The organism is Alcaligenes phenolicus, assembly GCF_032063905.1.
In the GTDB taxonomy this organism is placed as follows: Bacteria; Pseudomonadota; Gammaproteobacteria; order Burkholderiales; family Burkholderiaceae_B; genus Alcaligenes; species Alcaligenes phenolicus.
In genome coordinates this window covers 479,051-501,553 of sequence record NZ_DAMBOE010000003.1, presented here as the reverse complement: position 1 = coordinate 501,553, position 22,503 = coordinate 479,051, and the positions used below count along the sequence as shown (strand labels likewise).

Below are 22,503 nucleotides of genomic sequence, written 5' to 3'. Positions count from 1 at the left end.
CTCAGTTGCTGACTCAGTGCTCGTCATGCAGACGGCTCCTCACATAAATAACTTGAAGGTGTGTCGCGGGGGAAACGTTATGGCTGTGTTTGGTCCAGTCCAAAGGGATGGGGCGCGATATCTGACCATTATAGGGGGAGGCTTTTACGGCCTTGAAGCTTCAGTCCGTGATGGCTGTTGGTTTTTTGCCCTGCAAAGTTTTGGCAAGACGCGACACCGCCTCGCTGGAGTTGCCGGTCTTGTTCTTCTTCACCCGGACGGCGGCAGCTTTCAGCAAGCGCTGGAATGTCGGGCATTGCGTATGGTTGGCGGCGGGGCAGTGGGCAGCGTGGCGCAAGCCTTCGCTCATGGCTTTCAGGCGCTTGATAGTGGCATCCAGTTGATCGGCCTTGGACAGCAGCAATTGCCTGTCTACCTGCGGAGCCCCATCGGGAGGCAGCATGGCCCGTATTTCTTCCAGCGACAAACCGCCCGCCTGCCCCAGGGCAATCAAGGCCAGTTGATCCAGCACTTGTGGCGTAAAACGACGCCGTTCCCCGGGAGCGCTGATCGCGCTGATCAGGCCTTCCTTCTCGTAATAGCGCACGGTGGAGGAGGGTAAGCCGGTCTGTTTGGCGACTGCTGAAATATCCATCTTGCACCTATTGACTTGAAGTTGACTTCAACTTCTATGATCACTCAAAACGATGTGCTTATCAACGGAAAGGATTGCCAATGTTATCGATCAATGAGTGGGTGCAGGTGATTCTGATCGGGGTCGGAGCCACCATCTTCATGGATATCTGGGGCCTGATTCAAAGGGCGATGGGCGTTGCCACGCTGAACTACGCCATGGTAGGCCGCTGGGCTGGACATTTGCTGCGTGGTCAGATCGCGCACAGCAATATCGGCAAGGCTGAACCGATTGCGGGGGAGTCTGCCCTGGGCTGGTTCATTCACTATGCCGTGGGCATTGTTTTCGCCTTTTTGCTGGTCGCGGTCTATGGCACCGCATGGCTGCAAGATCCCCGCTGGCTGCCCGCCGTCATGGTGGGCACGGTGACGGTCGTGATGCCCTTTTTTGTCATGCAGCCCGCCATGGGGGCCGGAGTGGCTGCATCGCGTACCCCTACGCCTTGGATCAACCGGTTGCGCAGCGTGCTGACACACGCGGTTTTTGGTTTGGGGATGTACCTTGCGGCCTTGCTGATCCAGCAAGTGGCCTAAGGCGCTGTAATTTGTTGGACATCTGTCATGAGTAGCCTGAAAACCACTGGAACCATCCCGTCTGCCGTCTATCTGCTTGCCCTGAGCCTGTTTGCCATGGGCAGTGCCGAGTTTCTGATGGGCGGCATCCTGCCCATGATTGCGGAGGATCTGCGCATTTCCTTGCCTACCGCAGGCACCTTGATTTCAGCCTTTGCGGTGGGGGCGCTGATTGGTGGCCCGCCTTTTGCGATCCTGGCCTTGTGCTGGCCTAGCCGCAGTGCCTTGTTCATCAGTCAGCTGGCTTTCATTGCGGCTACGGTGGTCAGTTTGCTGGCACAGGGCTACTGGGCCATTTTGCTGGCGCGCTTTGGCATGGGTCTGGCCTATGCCTGTTTCTGGTCCGTGGCAGCGGCCACGGCTGTGCAGTTGTCACCACCGGATCGCCGCGCCAAAGCCCTGTCCATTGTGGTCAGCGGTTTGACGGTGGCTATGGTGCTGGGTGGCCCGGCGGGTACGTACATCAGTGAGGCGACAGGCTGGCGAGGCGGTTTCTGGGCGGTGATTGCCGTCACCGTGATTTCTGCAGTCGCCGTCCTGCTGGCCTTGCCCAAGCATACTGCCCGTGATGCAAAAGAGCCAGATCTGGTCACTGAATTGTGTGCCATGAAGCGTCCCGTCCTGTGGGTGGCCTATGCCACCACCATGTTCACCACGGCCGCGTACATGGGCACCTTCGGCTATATCGCCGCCTTGCTGATGGAAGTCAGTGGCTTGAGTGCGGAATGGCTGCCGGCGGTCCTGATCCTGTTCGGTGTCGGTGCCTTCATCGGTTTGACGATAGGTGGCCGTACCGCTGATGCTCAGCCGCGTGGAACCTTGGTCGCGGGGATTATTGGCCTGATTATCAGCTCGGCCATCATCGCCTTGTTTGCTGCGTCGGTGTGGGCAACGGTTGCCATGGTGTTCATGCTGGGCCTGGCAGGTTTTCTGTTGAACCCGGCAGTGTGGGGGCGCGTGTATGTGCTGGCACCGGATGCACCCATGCTGGCAGGGGCTACCAACGCCTCCGCTTTTCAGGCTGGTTTGACCTTGGCTCCTTTGCTGGCCGGTATTCCGATCAGTCTGGGCTATGGCGTGGCCTCGGTTGCCTGGGTGGGTGTCATCATCGCGGTGGTTTCCTTGCTGTTGGCGGGGCTGGATGCACGTTTAAGCCGTACGGCGGCTCATTCCAGGTAGAAGATTGGCCCGGCCCTCTGCCGGGACCTTGTTTGCTTGCCTGATTATTGCCTTCGATCGCCGCGACACCATGGCGATCTGGCACGGGCGTCTCGCCCTTACCTTATGGAGTCTTCATTCATGCTCAAGACACTTGATAACGACAATTTTGATGCTGAGCTGGGCCAGGCCTCCCATTTGTATGCCGTGCGTTTCTGGGCGCAGTGGTGTGGGCCGTGCCGGGTGATGGCACCCATTTTCAATGCTTTGGCTGACGATATGCAGGGCCGCGCCCAGTTTGGCGAGGTGGACCTGGACAAGTCGCCTGATCTGGCCCTGCGCTATGGTGTCCAGAGCATTCCGACCGTGTTGTTGTTCAAGAATGGCATGGTTATTGACCGTCTGGTGGGGGCGGTTCCCAAACAGAATTTGCTGAACTTCGTCAGTCAGCATAGCGCTTGAGCCACTAGGGTCTGTCGCTTTGCTGGCAATGGGGTGTCGGTAGGGTGGCAGACCTGGCTCGCCGGGTGCAAGACAGCTTTGGGCGGTCGTTTTACCTGTATAAACAGGTGGAGCAGACTGCCGTTTTTCATAATCGCGTTTTTTTGAGGTGTCAGATGACTGCCATTTCTACAGCGGCTTTTCTTGATTCTTACTTTGCCCGTATCGGCTATCAGGGGCCGGTGGAACCGAGCCTGGAAGTGTTGCAACAGCTGCATGTGCTGCACCCGCAAGCGATCCCGTTTGAGAACATTGCGCCTTACCGGGGAGACAGTGTGCCTCTGGATCTGGAGGCCATTGTGGACAAGCTGATTCAGCGTCAACGAGGCGGTTATTGCTTTGAGCACAACACGCTGTTTCTGGCGGTTTTGCAGCAGATGGGTTTTAACGTTACGCCCTTGATTGCCCGTGTGCGCTGGCAAGTCCCCGCCGAGGTGGAAACCGGCCTGACGCATATGTTGCTGCGAGTCGAGATTGAAGGCCGTAGCTGGTTTGCGGATGTGGCTTTTGGCTCCACCACGCAAACGGCACCTTTGGAGTTTGTGCTGGATACGCCGCAAACAACGCCACACGGCATATATCGGATTACGCGGGCCGGAGAAGTGCTGAGCTTGCAGTTCCAAACCCGTAGCGGCTGGCAGACGGTGTATCAGTACGGCTTGGCTCCGGCTTCGCAGATCGATTTTGAAATCGGTAATTGGTACACCTCGACCTATCCGCAGTCGGTGTTCTTGAACAGCCTGCTGATCAGCCGCACCCAGCCCGGTATACGCGAGCTAATGGTCAATGACACGTATACGCAGCGGAACAATGCGGGCCTGTCGCAACGGCATCAATACAAGGACGCGGCCGCCTGGGCTGAATGCCTGCAGACTCGCTTGGGCCTGACATTAAGCCGCGAAGAAGCCCAGGAGCTGTTCTTGTGTGTGAGTCAGTCCCAGGATGCCGCTTTCGAGCTGACCGGAGGGTGATGGCTGGGGTTAGGCCTGTTGTTTGGGCAAGGCCAGCCATTCCTGAGCGGTAATGCGGCTGATGTGTTCAGTCCGGTAGTCCTGCAGGAACTGGTTGTACTTGTTTTCTTCGGTGTGATGATGGCGAAAGCCACACTTGGTTTGCGCAATTTGCGATTGGGCATTGTTGGCAAAGTAGCCGCACCACAGGGCCTTCAGCTTCAGCGTTTCAAAAGCGTGTCGCATCACTTCGCGCACGGCCTCGGGAATCAAGCCCTGCCCCCAGTAAGGGACGCCAATCCAATAGGCAATTTCGCCTTCTTCTTCACTGATCTCGAAGTTGCTGTTCTTGCCGATCAGGATGCCAACGCAACCGACAGCTCGGCCATTGTCCTTGTGCTCGACGGCATACACTTCGGGCATATTGAAAACTGTGCGGATAATTTCAGCACTTTCCTCAACGCTGGTATGAACCGGCCAACCGGCAATCGGGCCGACTCGGTCGTCCTTGGCGTATTCGTATAAATCCTCGGCGTCGCTGTCCTGCCAGGGGCGTAAAATCAGCCTTTCTGTTTGAAGTTTCATTTTCTTTACTCACTAATTAAGCAGAAAACAGAATAGAACCTGGCGGCTTCAGGGAACAGAGCAGGAACTTGGCAGTTTCGGTACTTTTAGAAAGTATTGCGGATTGCCGGGCCGTAAAGGAAAGACGAATACCATGCATCAGATTCCACAATTATTCAGCGCCAAAGACAGCTGGCTGACAGGCGAGACAACGCTGGCGGAAGGCGTGGGAATACCTTTGTCTTTTGGTCATACCTATATGACCTTGATGATCTGCCTGTCGGGCCGCGCTCTGGTCAGCCTGAACTTCAAGGATCAGCTTGTACGTCCTCATGATGTGCTGGTGCTGGCGGAGGATACGATTGCGCTGCTGAAACGGCGTTCGCGCAGTTTCAAGGTGTTTTTCCTGTTGATGCCCAAGAACCTGGCCTCAGAAGTGGCGTATCAGTTGCCTAACCCCTTGTTTGTATTCCTGCATGACAATCCGCTGTGTGTGTGCTCCCGCGGAAAGAGCGGGCTTTGCTGGCTGCCTGGCTGGTGCAGCTGCGCGAGATTGTGCAGACTTGCACCTTGTATCAGGACATCATGCTGCGCAATCAGCTGCAGAATTTCTTTCTGCGCACTGCCGAGCAGATTCCGCCTGAATACCAGGGTAGTCAGCAGTTCAGCCGCAAGGAAATGATCAGTTGGCGGTTTTGGGAGCTGGTTGGCCAGCATTGTCGGGAGCATAGGGAGGTGAAGTTTTATGCCGATGCGCTCAACATCACCCCGTTTTATCTATCCCAGCTGAGTAAAGAGTTTTTCAACGACAGTCCCAAGGCCTTGATCGACAGGCAGGTGGTGTTGGAGATCAAGGCACTGCTTTCCTACAGCCAGCTGGCGATCGGGCAGATTGCCGATCAGCTGAATTTTGAGGATCCCTCTTATCTGTGCCGGTACTTCAAGCGCCACACAGGCTTGTCGTTGACCCGCTATCGCCAGCATGAGCAGGCTCGTTCCGGTGTGGTTGGCAAGTGATCAGCTCAAGGGTTGGTCGTGCCAGGTCAATGCGACAAGAAAATGGCGACGGTGTATGGCTCAGGAGGCCAGAAGCCTGTGCGCCTGATCGATGCGTTTGTGGGTCAAACTCTAGGCAGAGCAGATTTACGGCCTACATCTTGCCGGTGAATTTATAGCGATCCCCCGGATGCCACAGCCTGGCGTGAGTCGTGAACTGATCGCTGGAAAAAGTGCGGCGGTCCATCACCAAACAGGGCTGCTGCTCTTTCATGTGCAGGGCCTGTGCGATTCCGGTGGGCGGCACCAGCACTTCAATGCTGTAAAAGCCGGTCGGCAAGGGAGCAACCCGCACCAGATACTCATTAGGCGTGATCTGGCTCCAGTCCTGCTCCATGTAATCCGGCGCCATTTGCGCATCCACCAGGCGATCCTCGTACTGGATGGGCAAGCCGTTTTCGGCATGAACAATAATGGAATGAAACAGCGCCGCGCCCGGCGCAATGCCATACAGCCGCGCTTGAGCCGGGCTGGCCTGCAGCCGCTCCATGCTCAGCACTTGGCAACTGTGTTGGTGGCCGCGCTCCCGTATGTCTTGCGCGATGCTGCGTATCTCGATCAGGGTGGACTGGAATTTGGGCTGCGCGACGTAGGTGCCCGAGCCTTTGATGCGGATCAGCAGCTCATCATTCGTCAACTCCCGCAGCGCGCGGTTGACCGTCATGCGCGACACGCCAAATTGTTCGCATAAAGCCAGTTCAGTGGGGATCAGATCACCTTCACGCCATTGGCCGGACTGGATTTTCTCCAGCACAAAATTCTTGATTTGCAGGTAGGCGGGCATGCTTGGTTCAGTTGACGAATGGCTCGTCTGGGGGACATCCATTTTTATGCTTTCCTGTAGGACGTGTTCACACTTAAAAGAGTCTTGCGCAGGCCAGATCTGAGGTCGTGCACCAGGCCGCGAGTGATGCCTTCCCATGCTCGCATTCACGAGCTTATGCAAGGCTCTTTTTTATATGTATAGACAACTTGGAAAAATGACTATACATTGGCATGAGCTTACAAGAAAACCGTTGTTTTGTCGGCGCTTGGACCTGCCTTCCGCGTGTGGAAACAGCCTGCCAGATAGAACCAGCGCGTATCCAGAGACACCTCAGATGGAGGACAGCATCATGCCTGATCATCACACTTCGGCGGCCAGCCAAGATCCCCGTTTCGATCCTGCGCGGCAGATTCATGCCCCTACGGGTACACAGCTCAGTTGCAAGAACTGGGTGGCGGAAGCCGCGTACCGGATGATTCAGAACAATCTGGACCCGGCCGTGGCCGAGAATCCCCAGCATCTGGTGGTGTACGGCGGCATCGGGCGTGCGGCCCGGAACTGGGAGTGCTACGACCAGATTCTGGCCAGCCTGCGCAAGCTGGAAGATGACCAGACTTTGCTGATTCAGTCCGGCAAGCCGGTGGGTGTGTTCCGTACGCATAGTGATGCGCCACGTGTGCTGCTGGCCAACTCGAATCTGGTCCCCAAATGGGCCACGTGGGAGAAGTTCCACGAGCTGGATCAGGCCGGTTTGTTCATGTACGGACAGATGACGGCGGGTAGCTGGATCTACATTGGCAGCCAGGGCATTGTGCAAGGCACGTACGAGACTTTTGCCGAAGCAGGTCGTCAGCATTTTGGTGGTTCGCTGGCTGGGCGCTGGATTCTGACTGCTGGCCTGGGTGGCATGGGTGGCGCACAGCCTTTGGCTGCCAGCTTTGCCGGGGCGGTATCGCTGACAATTGAATGCAAGCAAAGCAGTATCGACTTCCGTTTGCAGACCCGTTATCTGGATAAGCAGGCGCGCGATCTGGACCATGCGCTGGAACTGATTGCCCAGCACACGGCCGCCAAGGAGGCTGTGTCGATTGGCTTGCTGGGTAACGCTGCCGACGTACTGCCTGAACTGGTGCGACGTGCCCAAGCTGGTGGTTTGAAACCTGATCTGGTGACGGACCAGACGTCCGCCCACGATCTGCTCAATGGCTATTTGCCTTCGGGTTGGACGGTGGAGCAGTGGCAGGCGGCGCAGAAAGACCCGGCGCAACACATCCGTATTCAGCAAGCCGCTGCTAAGTCCTGCGCCGTTCATGTACAGGCCATGCTGGATTTTCAGAAAATGGGTATTCCGGTTGTGGACTACGGCAATAACATTCGCCAAGTTGCGTTTGATGAAGGCGTGGCCAATGCCTTCGATTTTCCCGGTTTTGTACCTGCCTATATTCGCCCCTTGTTTTGCGAGGGCAAAGGCCCGTTCCGTTGGGTGGCCTTGTCGGGCGACCCGGAAGATATTTACAAAACCGATCAAAAAATCAAAGAGCTGTTCCCCGACAATCAGCACGTCCATCGCTGGCTGGACATGGCGCAGGAACGCATTGCTTTCCAGGGCTTGCCTTCACGAATTTGCTGGCTGGGGCTGGGCGAGCGTCACCGCGCCGGTCTGGCCTTTAACGAAATGGTGCGCAAAGGCGAGCTGAAAGCGCCCATTGTGATTGGCCGCGACCACTTGGATACAGGCTCGGTGGCCAGCCCCAACCGCGAAACTGAAAGCATGCGTGATGGCACGGATGCCGTGTCGGACTGGCCTTTGTTGAATGCCTTGTTGAACACCGCAGGCGGGGCGAGCTGGGTCTCGCTGCACCACGGGGGCGGAGTAGGCATGGGTTACAGCCAGCACGCAGGCATGGTGATTGTGGCTGACGGTAGCGAGCAGGCCGCGGCCCGTCTGGAGCGGGTCTTGATTAACGATTGCGCCAGTGGTGTGATGCGTCATGCGGATGCCGGCTACGAGCTGGCGATTCAAACAGCCAAGAATTTCGGGCTGACACTGCCCATGATCAAGTAAGAAAAACAGGACAGATAAATGAGCAAGAGTATCGAGCTTTCTCCCGGCGCACTGACTTTGGCACAGCTACGCCAAATCTGGCAGGAACCGACTGTTCTGACTCTGCCACCAGAGGCGATCGGGGACATGGATGCGTCCTCGGCCATTGTGGCCAAGATCATCAGCGAAGGTAATCCGGCTTATGGCATCAATACCGGCTTTGGCAAGCTGGCCCAGCAACGCATTCCCGACCACGATCTGGAGCAACTGCAAAAGAACCTGATTCTGTCGCACTCCGTGGGGGTGGGCGAGCCGGTGTCCGATGCGGTGGCCCGCTTGATCATGGCCATGAAAATTGCCAGTTTGGCGCGTGGCTTTTCGGGCATACGCTCGCATGTGGTTACGACCTTGCTGGATATTCTGAATGCGGGCGTGGTGCCTTTCATTCCGTCCAAGGGGTCCGTGGGCGCATCGGGTGATCTGGCGCCCTTGTCGCACATGACCTTGACGTTGATCGGGGAAGGACAGGCCAAGTGGCAGGGCGAATGGATGCCAGCCCAGCAGGCTTTGGCCAAGGCGGGTATCACTCCCATTGTGCTGGCTGCCAAGGAAGGGCTGGCGCTGATCAATGGTACGCAAGTGTCTACAGCCCTGGCCTTGAATGGCCTGTTCCGCACCCAGACCTTGTTCCGCAATGCGATTCTGGCCGGCGCCTTGAGTGTGGACGCCGCCAAAGGCAGTGATGCGCCTTTTGATGCGCGCATCCATGAGGTCCGTGGCCAGCCGGGGCAAATTTATGCGGCTCGCCTGTATCGGGAGCTGCTGGCTGGCAGCCAGATTCGTCAGTCGCATCGCGACAATGACAACAAGGTGCAGGACCCCTACAGCTTGCGCTGTCAGCCCCAGGTCATGGGTGCGATTCAGGATCTGATCACACAGAACGAACGCAGCCTGCTGACGGAAGCCAATGCTGTCACGGATAACCCGCTGGTGTTTCCCGGCAAGAATGGCGAGCCGGATCAGGTGATTTCCGGAGGCAACTTCCACGCCGAACCGGTGGCGTTTGCTGCCGATAGCTTGGCTCTGGCGATTGCTGAAATTGGTGCCTTGGCAGAGCGTCGAGTCGCTTTGTTGATTGATGCCAGCATCTCTGGCTTGCCACCGTTCCTGGTGCCTTCCGCGGGTTTGAATTCGGGCTTCATGATTGCCCATGTGACTGCGGCGGCTCTGGCTTCGGAAAACAAGTCACTGGCACATCCTGCCAGTGTGGATAGCCTGCCTACTTCGGCTAATCAGGAAGACCACGTCAGCATGGCAACCTTTGCGGCGCGCCGTCTGGAAGACATGGCACAGAACACGGCTGCGATTGTGGCGATTGAATTGCTGTGCGCGGCACAGGGCATTGATTTCCATGCACCTTTGCTGACTTCCGAGCGCTTGAAGAAGGTGCAGGATGCGATTCGTCAGGCCGTTCCTTTCTACGACCAGGACCGTTATCTGGCTCCCGATATCGAGGCCTTGAAAGCCTTGGTACTGGACGAAAGCTTGGCAGCAACGGCGGCTGATCTGTTTTAGTGTTCATGAAGTCCTGCTGATTGTTTTTGTCTCCACGAACTTGTCCCTGGCATGGGTCCCCACGCCAGGGATTTTTTTTGTGTATCCATACGGGGCACTGAACGGGTCAGACAGCTTGGCTTCATTTTCTATGGTGTACAGAGCACCATGAAGAAAATGGGTAGGAGGCTTTTTGGCCTAGGCGTTTTTCATCAGACTTTGCAGCGCTTTTTTATAAGCCGTAAAGGCCGCTTCTTCCTGAGGATGATGGCCGTCTGTCACACAGGCTTTACCGCTGACGAATACATCACGAATCGGGTTGGCGTGGGCGCGTTCGGCAAAGACCAGCGCCGACAGCCAATGCTGCTTATCCAGACCCGCCAGACTGGGGTGGTCCAGATCAATCACCATTAAATCTGCCTGATGACCGGGGCTTAGTTGCCCACTGGCTCGTCCGGAAGCTTGTGCACCACCGCGTGCGCAGCTGTCAAACAAGTAGTCCGCCACGAAAGGTTGTTGGGACGAAGTCAGCACATTGCGTTGCTGGCTGATCAATCGTTGACCATATTCCAGCAAGCGCAGTTCGGCGCGCCAGTCTACGCAGATGTGGCTGTCCGAACCTATGCCCATACGCCCTTGCTCAGCCAGAAAGGCGGCGGCAGGGAACAGGCCATCACCCAGATTCGCCTCGGTGCTTGGACACAAACCTGCTACGGCACCGCTGCGGGCAATTTGTTGGCGCTCCTGCTCGTCAATATGAGTGGCGTGGACCAGGCACCAGCGTTCGTCCACATTGAAGTTGTCATACAGATAGGCCACCGGACTGCTGCCTTTGATGTCCCGGCAGGCCAGCACTTCGGCTGTCTGTTCGGCAATGTGGATGTGAATCGGGTGGCGTGAGGGCAGGCTGTGCAGGCCGTCGATCAAGGTACTGATAGAACCAACGTTGGCAGCGCGCAGGGAGTGGGGTGCAACTCCGTAACGCCGGTCAGCACTCAAGGGGTGGCTGTTGTGCAGGGACTCCAGCAGGTACAGCAACTGCGTAGGGCTATTCAAAAAGCGCTGTTGATCCTGACGCGGTGCCTTGCTGCCGAAATCACTGTACTGGTACAGCACGGGCAGCATGGTAATGGCCAGACCGCTGGCGCTGGCCGCTTCCATGACGCCTTGGGCCAGCAGGCCTATGGGCGCGTAATTCTGGCCGTCGCGCTGGTGATGCAGGTAATGGAACTCGCACACGCTGGTGTAGCCCGCTTTCAGCATCTGTATATAGAGCCATTGGGCAATGGCCTGCATGTGCTCGGGCTCCAGACGGGCAGCGAAACGGTACATCAGGTCGCGCCAGCTCCAGAAGCTGTCCTGGCCTTGCCCCCGGAATTCAGTCAGCCCAGCCATGGCACTTTGAAAAGCATGTGAATGCAGATTGGGCATGCCCGGCAGTACGGCACCTTGCGCTGTGTGAACGGAACCCGCTGCGTCTATATCCTGCTGACTGGCTTCGGGCAGAACGTCTGTCAGTGTGCCGTCCTGGTCCCAGCGCAGCAGTACATTCGCTTGCCACTGGCCGTCCAGATAGGCCCAAGGGGCCCAGAGCGCTTCATGTTTTCGGGGGATGCTCATGATCATTCCTTGCGCAGGTCACGGCTGATTTTGCCTTGGTGTACGACCAGGGCGCAGCGTGGCAGGCCCAGCCAGTAGACCAGTTCGGGCAGGGAGTCTATGTCCCAGGCGACAAAGTCGGCGCGGGACCCGATGCTCAGTTCACCACGGATGTCAGGGGCGCCCAAGGCCTGAGCGGCATGGCGAGTGACGCCTGCCAGGGCTTCGGGAACAGTCAGTCTGAAAAGCGTGCTGCTCATGTTCAGCATCAGTAATAGGGATGCACAGGGGGAGGTGCCAGGGTTGCTGTCAGTGGACAGGGCCATCGGTACGCCGTGTTTGCGCAGCAGTTCAATCGGGGGTAACTGGGTTTCGCGCAGAAAGTAGTAGGCTCCGGGCAGCAGCACGGCCACGGTTCCGGCTTTTTTCATGGCGATGACGCCTGCTTCATCCAGGTATTCCAGATGGTCGGTGGACAGGGCCTGGTAGCGGGTCGCCATTTCTGTGCCGCCCAGATTGGAGAGCTGCTCGGCGTGCATTTTGACGGGCAAGCCCAGCGCTTGGGCCGCTTTCAGAACGCGTTCGGACTGCTTTAGGTCGAAGGCAATACGCTCGCAAAAGACGTCAACCGCGTCGATCAGTCCTTCTTGTGCCAGAGTGGGCAGCATTTGATCGCAGACCAAATCCAGATAGGCATCGGTTTGCCCGGCAAATTCAGGGGGCAGGGCATGGGCACCTAAAAAGGTGCTGCGCACCGTGACCGGACGCAACTCACCCAGACGGCGGGCGACGCGCAGCATTTTGCGTTCACTGTCCAGATTCAGGCCGTAGCCGGATTTGATTTCAATCGCGGTGACGCCTTCGTCCAGCAAGGCATCCAGACGGCGCAGGGCTTGGGCCAGCAATTCGTCCTCGCTCAGGGAGCGGGTGGCTTTGACGGAGGACACAATGCCGCCACCCTGACGGGCTATTTCTTCATAAGAGGCCCCGGCCAGCCGCAGGGCAAATTCCTGGGCGCGGTTGTCGCCGTAAACAAGATGGGTGTGACAGTCGATCAGGCCGGGGGTCACCCAGCGATTTCCCAGCTTGTGTTCGTGGGCGGGGTGTTGCCACTGCGCGGGCAGGTCATGACGTGGGCCCATCCAGGCGATACGGTCCGCCTGTACGACCAGGCATGCATCTTCGATGACGTACTCGGGGTCGGCGGTGGGGGCCAGGCGTAAATCGGTCCAAAGTGTGTAGCTCATCATTTCATTCCGTGGGAGCGATATAGGCGTAGACCAGCGGGGCATCAGCATGGTCGGCCTGCAGTTGCAGGGACAAGGGGGCGGGTGTGCTGCCTGTCAGGGCTTGCCCGGCGCCCAGGGTCCAGCTGTGTGTGTCGGCCTGGAGTTGATAGCCGCCTTGCGGTGCGTACAGAAAATGCGTACCAGCGGCCAATTTCATGGAGTCGTTCCGTCCTTGCCATGCGTGCAAGCTGCCTTGGGCTCGGCCCCGGCGCAGCATCAGGTTCAAGTCCTGTGTCGGACCGAGTGGTAACAAACAGGCCATCTTGTCCTCGCCAGCGAAGGCGTAGGGCTGGAATGGATGCAGCACATGGATATCTTGCTCGTGAATCAGCTGCATGTTGTCGCCCTCGATCAACATGATGTGTCGGTCTATGCCGGGAAAGCGGGAAAAATCGCCGGAGGTCTGGACCTGGGCCAGGCTGATGCGCCAGTCAAAGTGCTCATAGTCGGAATGTTCGGGATGGCAAAGCACCTCGCGCGTGGTGCCGCCACCGTTTTTCCAGGGCTGCGCGGGCAGGATGCTGATGTTTAGCAGGCGAAGCAAAGTGGCAGGGTGGGGCTGGCTCATGGTGGCATGGCTCCGGGCGGATTTTTAATTGTATATACAATAGCTGAGTATAGACAAAGCGCGACGATCGTCTTGAAGGGCAGGCTGTTTTTTCAGGGTAAATCCCGAGCACAAACCCTTGAGCTACTTGCGCTGAAAGCCGCTTGGTGGCAAGGTATACGCTAATAAACCCGAGTCATAATTCATTCAAAGGTGCAGGATGCCTGGTTTTTTCGGCATCCTGCGTTATTTATTGCAAGCTAGAAAGTTTGCATATGAAGTATTTAATCGTTCTTCTTCAGGACTTCCCCGAATCATGGATACCCTCTCGCAGTCTTTTACCTTTTCCCAACGTGCCCAGAAACTGAGTGGCTCCGCAATTCGTGAAATTCTCAAGGTCACTGCGCGTCCCGAGATTATTTCCTTTGCGGGCGGTCTGCCCACTCCAGTCGGCTTTCCTGTCGAGGAAATGCAAAGCGCGTTCAACAAGGTACTGAGCGAGCAGGGCCGTGTGGCGCTGCAATACACCACGACGGAAGGCTATCTGCCGCTGCGCCAATGGCTGGCAGAGCAAATGAGCGCCGAAGGCGCCCCTGTGGACGCCGACGAAATCCTGCTGGTGAACGGTTCGCAGCAAGCCCTGGACATGCTGGGCAAGCTGTTCATTGATGAAGGCAGCAAGGTGCTGGTGGAGTCGCCTACTTACCTGGGCGCTTTGCAGGCTCTGTCTGTGTACGATCCTTCGTTCGTGGCTATTCCTACCGATGGCCAGGGCATGATCCCCGAGTACGTGTCGGCTCCCGAAGCCATGGGTGCCCGTCTGCTGTACGCGTTGCCCAACTTCCAGAACCCCACCGGCCTGCGCCTGCCTCTGGAACGCCGCCAGGACCTGGTAGAGCGATGTGCGGCTGCGCATATCCCGATCGTCGAGGACGATCCCTACGGTGAACTGCGTTACGCCGGCGAGCGTCTGCCCAGCCTGCTGTCCCTGGGCCGCAAAGCCGGTGCTACCGTGATACGCCTGGGCACCTTCTCCAAAGTGCTGGCTCCTGGCCTGCGCCTGGGCTACATCGTGGCTCCAGCCAAGATCATCGACAAACTGGTGCAGATCAAGCAGGCCACGGACTTGCATACCTCCACACTGACGCAGATGGCTGTTTACGAAGCCGTCCATAACGGTTTCCTGGAAAAGCACCTGCCCAAAGTGCGCGATATTTACCAGAAACAGTGCGCCATCATGCTGGACGCCATGGACAAGAACTTCCCGGACACAGCCCAATGGACCCGTCCTGAAGGCGGCATGTTCATTTGGGTGACCTTGCCCGAGCACGTGGATGCGACGGTCCTGCTGCAAAAAGCCATTGAGAACCTGGTGGCCTTTGTTCCGGGCGAACCTTTCTACGCCGGCAAGGACGTCAAACGCAACACCTTGCGCCTGAGCTTTGCCACCGTGCCCGAGGAAAAAATTCGCGAAGGCATCGCCATCTTGGGTAAACTCATCAAGGAAGCCTGATCGCCGTTTGGCAGGCACGGGACGCAGACTGATGGGTCTGCGTCTTTTCATGCGCTGGCCCGGCCAGCGCTGTGGTTTTCAGCGCCGGCCATTGCGTTTTGCTTGCTCCCAGAGCATGAACAGGTTCCTGGAATCCACCGCATACCCTCTGCCAGAGGGTATGCCTGTTTTCAGTCTATGGCTTGAGGCCTGGATTTAGGTTTTACCTCTATGACATCTCCATCCGCTTCGGAATCTTCCCCGCGTCCCGATCTGTCCGATATGCGTCCCAACAATGACTGGGTGGCCCGCTATTTGCCAGCGTCCTGGGGGCCGTATGCCCGTTTGTGTCGGCTGGACCGGCCTGTGGGCACCTGGCTGACCCTCTTGCCCGCTCTGGCCGCTCTGGTGCAGGCAGCGGACGGTATTCCTACCCTGTGGCGTTTGGTGATCTTTTCTCTGGGCGCCTTGTTGATGCGCGGTATTGGCTGCTGCTTTAACGATATGGCGGACCGTAACTTCGACCATCAGGTTGAACGTACCCGTTTCCGGCCCTTGACCAGCGGCCAGATCACCATGCGTCAGGCGGTGATCTTCGTGCTGGCGCAAATGGCCGTGTGTGCCTTGCTGCTGCTGGCTATCAATGAGTACAGCCGTTGGCTGGCCCTGGCCCTGTTCCCGATCGTGATGATTTACCCCCTGTGCAAGCGTTTTACCTACTGGCCGCAAGTGGTTCTGGGTATCTGCTTTAACTGGGGCATGTTGATGGCCTGGTCCGATACGCAGAACATGGTGCCTTTTGGCGCCATCCTGATGTGGGTGGGCGCGATTTTGTGGCAGGTGGGCTACGACTCCATCTATGCCTATATCGACATGGCTGACGATACCAAGCTGGGCCTGCACTCCACGGCTCTGCGTTTCCGCGATGCAGGCAAAACCTGGATCAGCGGTTTTTACATCGCCGCCATGGCCTGCTGGCTGGTGGGCGGTTTTCTGCTGAACGAGCGGATTTTGTATTACGTGGTGATGGCCGTCATCGGCATTCATCTGCTGTGGCAGATGCGGCAGTTTGACGTGCGCTATCCCGAACGAGGCCTGCGCCTTTTCCGTGCCAACATCTGGGTTGGTGTGTTGCTGGTGGTGGCCGCTTTGGCTGGCACGATCAGCTTGGCTTGATCCGTGTTCAAGCAATTTACGTAAAGCTTTAAAGGTTTGAAGAATGGCCTCTCCTCTTGAGTATGTCGCAACGGCGCTATTTGCCATTGCCATCGTCCACACCTTCTCGGTTCCGGTATTTGCCCGCCTGGCCAATAAAGGCGGCAGCCACTCAGGGCTGTGGCACATGTTGTCCGAGGTCGAGGCCGTGTTTGGCGTCTGGGCCTGTGTGCTGGTGGCCTATATGGCTGTTTTTGTGGATTTGCAGTCTGCTATCGAGTATTTGGAAACCCGCAACTTCACCGAACCCATGTTCGTGTTCGCGATCATGGTGGTTGCCGCCAGCCGTCCGATTCTGGAACTGGTGAACAAGACGGTGTCGGTACTGGCGCGTGCCGTGCCCGTGTCTGACAAGATTTCCACCTACTTCATCACTATGTCGGTAGTGCCTCTGGCCGGTTCCCTGATTACCGAGCCTGCTGCCATGACGTTGGCGGCGCTGTTGCTGCACAAAGCCTATTTCCGTCACCAAGGCCATGCCGGTTTCAAGTATTTGACGGTGGGCGTGCTGTTTGTGAACGTCTCCATTGGTGGCGTGTTGACTGCCTATGCAGCCCCCCCAGTCTTGATGGTGGCCAGCACCTTTGGCTGGGACACCGCGTTTATGGCGACGCATTTTGGTTGGCGTGCTGTGATGGCCGTCTTGATCAATGCCACTCTGGTCACCCTGGTTTGCCGTAAAGCCTTGATGGAAATGGGGCAGGGCATGCCTGAAACAAAACAGGCGCAGCGCCCGGTACCCATTACCGTCATGGCCATTCACGTGGCTTTCCTGGTGGCGATTGTGCTGGGCGCGCATCACCCCATTGTGTTCATGGCTCTGCTGATGCTGTTTATTGGCTATGCCCACTCCTACAAGCATTACCAGAACCCTTTGCTGGTGCGTGAAGGCCTGATGGTTGGCTTCTTCCTGGCCGGTCTGGTGGTCCTGGGTGGTCTGCAAAAATGGTGGCTGCAGGATCTGCTGGGCGGCTTGTCGCCCACCGTGCTGTTCTGGGGGGCGACGGCCTTGACGGGAGTAACGGATAACGCGGCGCTGACCTATCTGGGCTCTCTGGTGGAAGGCACCTCGGATATCTGGCGCTATATGCTGGTGGCCGGTGCGGTTACAGGCGGTGGTCTGACCGTGATTGCCAACGCGCCCAACCCCGCTGGCTTCTCCATTCTGAAAGGCAGCTTCCCGGATGGTGCGATCTCGCCTCTGCGTTTGCTGCTCAGTGCCATGGTGCCGACCCTGGTCGCAGCCTGCATGTTCTTGATCTAAACCGGATGGCCGCCAGGGGCGGCCTGTCTGGCCGGGGCGAAGTTCAGTGCGATTGAACGCCAAAAGGGCTAAAATCACGGCAGAAGCGCCCCTGGGAACCCTTTGCGGTTGCTGATTGAGCGGGTCTCCGGCTTGAAATTTGCTGGTTTCGACCCTACTTATTTGTATCTCGAAGTTTGTTTCGGCTTTTTGTTAGGATGAGTCGTGCCTATCTATGCGTATAAATGCAGCTCGTGCCAATACGAAAAAGATGTGCTGCAAAAAATGTCGGACCCCGTTTTGGAGGTTTGTCCAGAATGTAACCAGCCTACCTTTACCAAACAGGTAACGGCGGCCGGATTCCAGCTCAAGGGTACGGGCTGGTATGTAACGGATTTTCGTAACCAGGGTGGCAGCAAGCCCGCGGACAGTGGCGCTACGTCCACACCCGCGCCTGCGACGACACCTTCTTCCTCATCGTCCAGCTAACACCATTTCTTATGCGCCCCTTCAAGCGTTATTTCGTCACTGGCCTGCTCATCTGGGTGCCCTTGGTCATCACCGTCTGGGTGCTGACCTTGCTGATCGAAACGCTGGAGAGCGTCGTGCCGGAGTTTCTGTCTTCGCAGGCCCTGTTCGGCCTGCGGATTCCCGGCTTTAGAATTGTGCTGGTGCTGGCTGTCTTGTTTGGTACGGGTTTGCTGGCGGCCAATTACCTGGGCCGTGCCGTTGTGGATCGTTGGGAATTGCTACTTGGGCGTATTCCTTTGGTGCGTTCCATTTATAATTCCGTCAAACAAGTCAGTGATACGGTGTTGGCACCCGATGGTCAGGCGTTTCGCGAGGCCGTTCTGGTGCAGTATCCCAGGGCTGGTTCCTGGACCATTGCCTTTTTGACCGGCACGCCGGGCGGACAAGTGGCGCAGATACTGGGAGAGGACTTTGTCAGCGTCTACGTGCCCACCACGCCCAACCCGACTTCCGGTTTTTTCCTGATGATGCCTCGGGCGGATGTACACAAGCTCGACATGACAGTGGATGCGGCGCTTAAATACATCGTATCCATGGGAGTGGTCAGCCCTACCGAGCCGATCGCTTTGCCCCCTGTTTCTGACCAGCCGGAGGGTCCCGAAGGGACACCCCCCTTGGCTGGAACCTGAATTTTCCAATTTGCAGTTTTTACTATTTCGGAGTCATCCTAGATGCGTACGTGTTATACCGGCGAGGTTTCCAAAGAATACCTGGGCCAGACGGTCAATTTGTTTGGCTGGGTACATCGTCGCCGCGACCACGGGGGTGTGATTTTCATTGATCTGCGCGACCGTGAGGGTCTGGCGCAGGTTGTCGTCAACCCTGACAACGTGCAGGCCTTTGAAGTGGCCGAACGTATCCGTAATGAGTACTGCCTGCGCATTACCGGCCGCGTTCAGGCTCGTCCTGAAGGCACCGTCAACCCGGACCTGCGTTCGGGCGAGATCGAAATCGTTTGCGACGAAATCGAGATCCTGAACGCTTCGGTCACGCCGGCTTTCCAGCTGGATGATGACAATCTGTCCGAAACCACGCGTCTGACGCACCGTGTGCTGGATTTGCGCCGTCCGCAGATGCAGAACAACCTGATGCTGCGCTACAAAGTCGCCATGCAATCCCGTCGCTACCTGGACGACCTGGGTTTCATTGATATTGAAACCCCCATGTTGACCAAGAGCACCCCTGAAGGCGCTCGCGACTACCTGGTTCCGTCGCGTGTGAACGCAGGTGAATTCTTTGCATTGCCCCAGTCGCCCCAGCTGTTCAAGCAAATGCTGATGGTGTCGGGCTTTGACCGTTACTACCAGATCACCAAGTGCTTCCGCGACGAAGACTTGCGTGCTGACCGCCAGCCTGAGTTTACCCAGATCGACTGCGAAACCTCTTTTCTGAACGAAGAGCAGATTCGCGATATTTTTGAAGGCATGGTCACGCACATTTTCCGCACCGTGCAAAACGTGGAGCTGCCCAAGTTCCCCACCATGAGCTGGACTGAAGCCATGCAGCGCTACGGTTCGGACAAGCCTGACCTGCGCGTCAAGCTGGAGTTCGTGGACGTGGCTGACCTGATGCGTGAAGTGGATTTCAAGGTCTTCTCCGCACCGGCCAACGACCCCTCCTGCCGCGTGGTTGCTCTGCGCATTCCTGGCGGCGGCGCCATGCCGCGTAGCGAAATCGACGCATACACCAAGTTTGTCGGCATCTACGGTGCCAAGGGTCTGGCTTACATCAAGGTCAATGATGTGACCTCGATCCCTGAAGGTCTGCAGTCGCCTATCGTCAAGAACATCAATGTTGAGGTTCTGAAACAGGTGATGGAGCGCACAGGCGCCCAGAACGGCGACCTGATCTTCTTTGGCGCCGACAAGGCCAAGATCGTGAACGATGCGATTGGTGCCCTGCGTATCAAGATCGGTCACAGCGAATTCGGTAAGGCGAACGGTCTGGTTGAAGAAGGTTGGAAACCCCTGTGGGTGGTGGACTTCCCCATGTTCGAATACGACGAGGGCGAAAACCGCTACTTTGCAGCTCACCACCCCTTCACCAGCCCCAAAGACGGCCACGAAGACCTGCTGGAAACAGATCCCGGCAAGGCCTTTGCCAAGGCTTACGACATGGTGCTGAACGGTTGGGAAGTGGGTGGCGGCTCGGTCCGTATCCACCGTGCTGACGTTCAAAGCAAAGTGTTCAATGCCTTGAAGATCGGCCCTGAAGAAGCACAACTGAAGTTCGGCTTCCTGCTGGATGCGCTGCAATACGGCGCACCTCCACACGGTGGTCTGGCTATGGGTCTGGATCGTCTGGTCACCCTGATGGCCGGTGCCGATTCGATCCGTGACGTGATTGCTTTCCCCAAGACACAGCGTGCTCAGTGTCTGCTCACCCAGGCCCCATCGGCTGTGGACGAGCAGCAGCTGCGCGAGTTGCATATTCGTCTGCGGGCTGTTGAAAACAAGTAAGTCAGAACGGGGGACAGCGTGTCAGTGATTCGGGTAGTTAGCTACAACATTCACAAAGGCCGCTCGGCTTCGGGCAAACGGGAGTCTTTGGCGGATCTGCGCCTGGGGCTTTATGGGCTGTCTCCCGACTTGTTGTTCTTGCAGGAAGTGCAGGGGCGCAACCAGCTGCAAGGCAGCCTGGACGCCCAGCACGAATCCCTGGCCGCTGCCTTGCGCATGAATACGGCTTACGGCTGTAACGTGGTTCGCCCACATACGGACCACGGCAATGCCTTGCTGTCGCGCTTTCCCATTCTGCAGTACGAAAACCAGGACATTTCCGACCATCGTATGGAGCAGCGCGGTCTGCTTCATGCCGTCATTGATGTCGATGGTCGTCCGGTGCATTGCATTGTGGTGCACCTGGGATTGTTCAACAGCGGCCGGGTTCGTCAGGTTCAGGCCTTGCTCGATCGCATCAAGCGCATTGTCCCTGCGGACGAGCCCTTGTTGATTGCAGGCGACTTCAACGACTGGAATAACCGCCTGGCACCCATCTTTGTGCAGCAGCTGAATCTGTACGAGGTATTTTCGTTCTCGCCTCGTGGTCAGGCCGATAACCGTTTCCGACTGCGTCAGCCCATCAAATGGCTGCGTACCATGCGCAAAAGCGGGCTGGTCGTGCCGGATCAAGGCATTCAGTTGGGCGTGAACGGTGCCGCACGCATGACGCCACCGCCTCGTACCTTCCCCGCGGCATTTCCCTGGCTACGTCTGGATCGCGTCTACCAGCGTGGTTTTGCAGTGCGTAATGCCCGTGTACTGGTGGGAGACCCCTGGAAACAGTTGTCCGACCATGCCCCCATCCTGACCGAGCTGGAGCTGCCGTAAAGGGGCGTTCAGTGGTTTCTTAACGCATAGGCCTAGCAAGCATGCCGAGTCTGAAGCGCGATCCACTATGGCACGAAGGAAATCAAATCACCTTGCTGCAAAACGGCCAGGAGTTCTTTCCGGCTATTTGCGAAGCTATCGATCAGGCGAAAAAGCGTCTGCATCTGGAAACCTATATCTTCAACCTGGATGACAGCGGTCACAGCGTTCTGGACGCCTTGCGACGAGCCTGTGAGCGGGGTGTACGCGTACGTGTGGTGATTGACGGCTTTGGCAGTGATGTGCATGCCTTGCAGATTGCCGAGCAATTGAAGGCCATGCGGGCCCGCTACCGGATTTATCGCCCCAAACCCCAAGGGTGGCGCGAACCGCGCTTGTCCTTGCGACGTTTGCGCAGACTGCACCGGAAAATGCTGGTGGTCGATGAGCGCATTGGCTTTGTGGGTGGCATCAATATTCTGGACGACTTTGATGAGGTGCCCCTGATCAATGGACAGGGCAGGCCGCGCTTTGATTTTGCTGTACGCTGCGAAGGGCCCATTGTCGACGATATGGTGCGGGCTCAGCAGGCTCTATGGCTGCGCATGGCCTGGCGCAGACGCAAGGATTGGGACAGCTTCACCCAGCGCTTTACCCTGTGGCGTGAATGGCGCAAGCGGCGTCAGGCGCGCAAGAAGGCGGAGCAGGCCGGGCAGGTTTTTGAAGGAGTACGGGCCTGCTTGCTGCTGCGGGACAATGTGCGCCATCGTCAGCAGATTGAGCAGGCGTATCTGCACTTGCTCGGCAAAGCGCAGGAGCAGGTGGTACTGGCCAATGCCTATTTTTTTCCGGGCCGTACCTTGCGTCGCCGTATCGAACAGACGGCGGAACGAGGCGTGCGGGTGCGCTTGTTGCTGCAAGGCCATGCTGAATACTTCCTGCAATATCGGGCCTGTAGATTCATGTACGGGAAGTTGCTGGATCATGGCATCGAGCTGTACGAGTACAAGGCCAGCTATTTACACGCTAAAGTCGCCGTTATCGACGATTACTCCATGGTGGGCTCGTCCAATCTGGACCCGTTCAGTCTGCTGCTGGCGCGCGAGGCTAATGTGCTGATTCAGGATGTGCCTTTCACCCAGGACCTGCAGGCCAAGCTGGAGTACGAGATCGAGCACAATGCAGCGCGAGTCTACCCGGAGCAGTATCAGCGTCTGGGTGTATTCAGCCGGCTGGTCGATTACCTGGCCTATGGTATGTTGCGCCTGGGCGTGCTGCTGACGGGTAAATCGTCCTTGTATTGATGCCTGCCAGGCAATTTGTACGGGTCTTTACCCATACAAGGTGCCGCCAGCCGGGCAGCGCCTTATAAAATACTCTCTATACTTTAAGAGTTTGGTCCCGAAGGACCGAGTTTGCCGTAACCATAATTACTTTTACC

The 22,503-nt window shown here is 57.3% G+C and carries 21 protein-coding genes; 15 read left to right on the top strand and 6 right to left on the bottom strand.

Features of this window, described 5'->3' with window-relative positions:
* Positions 1-160: 160 nt before the first annotated feature.
* The gene (locus tag U2949_RS08845; protein ID WP_026483554.1) at positions 161-634 is read right to left on the bottom strand and encodes a helix-turn-helix domain-containing protein; all 474 of its coding nucleotides are present in this window, start codon (positions 632-634) and stop codon (positions 161-163) included.
* Between the two features lie 80 nt (positions 635-714).
* On the opposite strand from U2949_RS08845, the gene U2949_RS08840 reads away from it, so the two are divergent.
* The 4 genes from U2949_RS08840 to U2949_RS08825 all read left to right on the top strand — a co-directional run bounded on the left by U2949_RS08840 (position 715) and on the right by U2949_RS08825 (position 3,875).
* Positions 715-1,206: a DUF2938 domain-containing protein gene (locus tag U2949_RS08840; protein WP_321287229.1), complete on the top strand. Its 492-nt coding sequence runs from the start codon at positions 715-717 to the stop codon at positions 1,204-1,206.
* 27 nt (positions 1,207-1,233) lie between these two features.
* Positions 1,234-2,424 (top strand): MFS transporter, encoded by a 1,191-nt coding sequence (locus tag U2949_RS08835; protein WP_321287226.1) that lies wholly within the window; start codon positions 1,234-1,236, stop codon positions 2,422-2,424.
* A gap of 120 nt (positions 2,425-2,544) precedes the next feature.
* Positions 2,545-2,865 carry a thioredoxin gene (trxA, locus tag U2949_RS08830; protein ID WP_321287224.1) on the top strand — a complete coding sequence of 107 codons (321 nt, stop codon included), beginning with the start codon at positions 2,545-2,547 and terminating at the stop codon, positions 2,863-2,865.
* Between the two features lie 155 nt (positions 2,866-3,020).
* Complete coding sequence (locus U2949_RS08825; RefSeq protein WP_321287222.1) at positions 3,021-3,875, top strand: arylamine N-acetyltransferase family protein; 855 nt, start codon at positions 3,021-3,023, stop codon at positions 3,873-3,875.
* Between the two features lie 9 nt (positions 3,876-3,884).
* On the opposite strand, the gene U2949_RS08820 is transcribed toward U2949_RS08825, so the two are convergent.
* Positions 3,885-4,439: a GNAT family N-acetyltransferase gene (locus tag U2949_RS08820; protein ID WP_321274566.1), complete on the bottom strand. Its 555-nt coding sequence runs from the start codon at positions 4,437-4,439 to the stop codon at positions 3,885-3,887.
* A gap of 474 nt (positions 4,440-4,913) precedes the next feature.
* Between U2949_RS08820 and U2949_RS08815 the strand changes: the two genes are divergently transcribed.
* The gene (locus tag U2949_RS08815) at positions 4,914-5,435 is read left to right on the top strand and encodes a helix-turn-helix domain-containing protein (RefSeq protein ID WP_321287220.1); all 522 of its coding nucleotides are present in this window, start codon (positions 4,914-4,916) and stop codon (positions 5,433-5,435) included.
* A gap of 133 nt (positions 5,436-5,568) precedes the next feature.
* Here U2949_RS08815 and hutC read toward each other — a convergent pair whose 3' ends face one another.
* Positions 5,569-6,258: a histidine utilization repressor gene (hutC, locus tag U2949_RS08810; RefSeq protein WP_026483561.1), complete on the bottom strand. Its 690-nt coding sequence runs from the start codon at positions 6,256-6,258 to the stop codon at positions 5,569-5,571.
* A 316-nt stretch (positions 6,259-6,574) separates the two neighbouring features.
* Here hutC and hutU point away from each other — a divergent pair, with 316 nt between their 5' ends.
* Both hutU and hutH read left to right on the top strand, forming a co-directional pair.
* A complete protein-coding gene (gene hutU, locus U2949_RS08805) occupies positions 6,575-8,305 on the top strand; it encodes a urocanate hydratase (RefSeq protein ID WP_321287218.1) in 1,731 nt (576 codons plus the stop codon).
* An 18-nt stretch (positions 8,306-8,323) separates the two neighbouring features.
* Positions 8,324-9,859, top strand: coding sequence for a histidine ammonia-lyase (gene hutH / locus U2949_RS08800; protein ID WP_026483563.1), 1,536 nt, complete (start codon positions 8,324-8,326; stop codon positions 9,857-9,859).
* A gap of 177 nt (positions 9,860-10,036) precedes the next feature.
* Here hutH and U2949_RS08795 read toward each other — a convergent pair whose 3' ends face one another.
* From U2949_RS08795 to U2949_RS08785, 3 genes are read right to left on the bottom strand one after another with little or no spacing between them, the layout of a single operon-like run.
* Positions 10,037-11,458: a formimidoylglutamate deiminase gene (locus U2949_RS08795; RefSeq protein ID WP_321287216.1), complete on the bottom strand. Its 1,422-nt coding sequence runs from the start codon at positions 11,456-11,458 to the stop codon at positions 10,037-10,039.
* 2 nt (positions 11,459-11,460) lie between these two features.
* Positions 11,461-12,684, bottom strand: coding sequence for an imidazolonepropionase (gene hutI / locus U2949_RS08790; protein ID WP_321287213.1), 1,224 nt, complete (start codon positions 12,682-12,684; stop codon positions 11,461-11,463).
* A gap of 4 nt (positions 12,685-12,688) precedes the next feature.
* Positions 12,689-13,294 (bottom strand): HutD/Ves family protein, encoded by a 606-nt coding sequence (locus tag U2949_RS08785; protein ID WP_026483566.1) that lies wholly within the window; start codon positions 13,292-13,294, stop codon positions 12,689-12,691.
* Positions 13,295-13,589: 295 nt separating this feature from the next.
* Between U2949_RS08785 and U2949_RS08780 the strand changes: the two genes are divergently transcribed.
* The 8 genes from U2949_RS08780 to clsB all read left to right on the top strand — a co-directional run bounded on the left by U2949_RS08780 (position 13,590) and on the right by clsB (position 22,366).
* The gene (locus U2949_RS08780) at positions 13,590-14,786 is read left to right on the top strand and encodes an aminotransferase-like domain-containing protein (RefSeq protein WP_088451788.1); all 1,197 of its coding nucleotides are present in this window, start codon (positions 13,590-13,592) and stop codon (positions 14,784-14,786) included.
* Between the two features lie 210 nt (positions 14,787-14,996).
* Positions 14,997-15,941, top strand: a complete 945-nt coding sequence (gene ubiA, locus U2949_RS08775) for a 4-hydroxybenzoate octaprenyltransferase (RefSeq protein ID WP_035269713.1) — start codon at positions 14,997-14,999, stop codon at positions 15,939-15,941.
* A gap of 43 nt (positions 15,942-15,984) precedes the next feature.
* Positions 15,985-17,244: a putative Na+/H+ antiporter gene (locus tag U2949_RS08770; protein WP_026483569.1), complete on the top strand. Its 1,260-nt coding sequence runs from the start codon at positions 15,985-15,987 to the stop codon at positions 17,242-17,244.
* Positions 17,245-17,508: 264 nt separating this feature from the next.
* A complete protein-coding gene (locus U2949_RS08765) occupies positions 17,509-17,712 on the top strand; it encodes an FmdB family zinc ribbon protein (RefSeq protein ID WP_371478382.1) in 204 nt (67 codons plus the stop codon).
* An 11-nt stretch (positions 17,713-17,723) separates the two neighbouring features.
* A complete protein-coding gene (locus tag U2949_RS08760; RefSeq protein ID WP_026483570.1) occupies positions 17,724-18,383 on the top strand; it encodes a DUF502 domain-containing protein in 660 nt (219 codons plus the stop codon).
* A gap of 42 nt (positions 18,384-18,425) precedes the next feature.
* Positions 18,426-20,213: an aspartate--tRNA ligase gene (gene aspS, locus U2949_RS08755; protein ID WP_009457464.1), complete on the top strand. Its 1,788-nt coding sequence runs from the start codon at positions 18,426-18,428 to the stop codon at positions 20,211-20,213.
* An 18-nt stretch (positions 20,214-20,231) separates the two neighbouring features.
* Positions 20,232-21,083 carry an endonuclease/exonuclease/phosphatase family protein gene (locus U2949_RS08750; RefSeq protein ID WP_009457467.1) on the top strand — a complete coding sequence of 284 codons (852 nt, stop codon included), beginning with the start codon at positions 20,232-20,234 and terminating at the stop codon, positions 21,081-21,083.
* A gap of 41 nt (positions 21,084-21,124) precedes the next feature.
* Positions 21,125-22,366, top strand: coding sequence for a cardiolipin synthase ClsB (gene clsB, locus U2949_RS08745; protein WP_026483571.1), 1,242 nt, complete (start codon positions 21,125-21,127; stop codon positions 22,364-22,366).
* Positions 22,367-22,503 lie beyond the last annotated feature (137 nt).

What these genes read in the sequence shown, in the direction of transcription:
- U2949_RS08845 (WP_026483554.1), bottom strand. Translation starts at nt 634, where the DNA reads ATGGATATTTCAGCAGTCGCCAAACAGACCGGCTTACCCTCCTCCACC.
- U2949_RS08840 (WP_321287229.1), top strand. Translation starts at nt 715, where the DNA reads ATGTTATCGATCAATGAGTGGGTGCAGGTGATTCTGATCGGGGTCGGA.
- U2949_RS08835 (WP_321287226.1), top strand. Translation starts at nt 1,234, where the DNA reads ATGAGTAGCCTGAAAACCACTGGAACCATCCCGTCTGCCGTCTATCTG.
- trxA (WP_321287224.1), top strand. Translation starts at nt 2,545, where the DNA reads ATGCTCAAGACACTTGATAACGACAATTTTGATGCTGAGCTGGGCCAG.
- U2949_RS08825 (WP_321287222.1), top strand. Translation starts at nt 3,021, where the DNA reads ATGACTGCCATTTCTACAGCGGCTTTTCTTGATTCTTACTTTGCCCGT.
- U2949_RS08820 (WP_321274566.1), bottom strand. Translation starts at nt 4,439, where the DNA reads ATGAAACTTCAAACAGAAAGGCTGATTTTACGCCCCTGGCAGGACAGC.
- hutC (WP_026483561.1), bottom strand. Translation starts at nt 6,258, where the DNA reads ATGCCCGCCTACCTGCAAATCAAGAATTTTGTGCTGGAGAAAATCCAG.
- hutU (WP_321287218.1), top strand. Translation starts at nt 6,575, where the DNA reads ATGGAGGACAGCATCATGCCTGATCATCACACTTCGGCGGCCAGCCAA.
- hutH (WP_026483563.1), top strand. Translation starts at nt 8,324, where the DNA reads ATGAGCAAGAGTATCGAGCTTTCTCCCGGCGCACTGACTTTGGCACAG.
- U2949_RS08795 (WP_321287216.1), bottom strand. Translation starts at nt 11,458, where the DNA reads ATGAGCATCCCCCGAAAACATGAAGCGCTCTGGGCCCCTTGGGCCTAT.
- hutI (WP_321287213.1), bottom strand. Translation starts at nt 12,684, where the DNA reads ATGAGCTACACACTTTGGACCGATTTACGCCTGGCCCCCACCGCCGAC.
- U2949_RS08785 (WP_026483566.1), bottom strand. Translation starts at nt 13,294, where the DNA reads ATGAGCCAGCCCCACCCTGCCACTTTGCTTCGCCTGCTAAACATCAGC.
- U2949_RS08780 (WP_088451788.1), top strand. Translation starts at nt 13,590, where the DNA reads ATGGATACCCTCTCGCAGTCTTTTACCTTTTCCCAACGTGCCCAGAAA.
- ubiA (WP_035269713.1), top strand. Translation starts at nt 14,997, where the DNA reads ATGACATCTCCATCCGCTTCGGAATCTTCCCCGCGTCCCGATCTGTCC.
- U2949_RS08770 (WP_026483569.1), top strand. Translation starts at nt 15,985, where the DNA reads ATGGCCTCTCCTCTTGAGTATGTCGCAACGGCGCTATTTGCCATTGCC.
- U2949_RS08765 (WP_371478382.1), top strand. Translation starts at nt 17,509, where the DNA reads ATGTCGGACCCCGTTTTGGAGGTTTGTCCAGAATGTAACCAGCCTACC.
- U2949_RS08760 (WP_026483570.1), top strand. Translation starts at nt 17,724, where the DNA reads ATGCGCCCCTTCAAGCGTTATTTCGTCACTGGCCTGCTCATCTGGGTG.
- aspS (WP_009457464.1), top strand. Translation starts at nt 18,426, where the DNA reads ATGCGTACGTGTTATACCGGCGAGGTTTCCAAAGAATACCTGGGCCAG.
- clsB (WP_026483571.1), top strand. Translation starts at nt 21,125, where the DNA reads ATGCCGAGTCTGAAGCGCGATCCACTATGGCACGAAGGAAATCAAATC.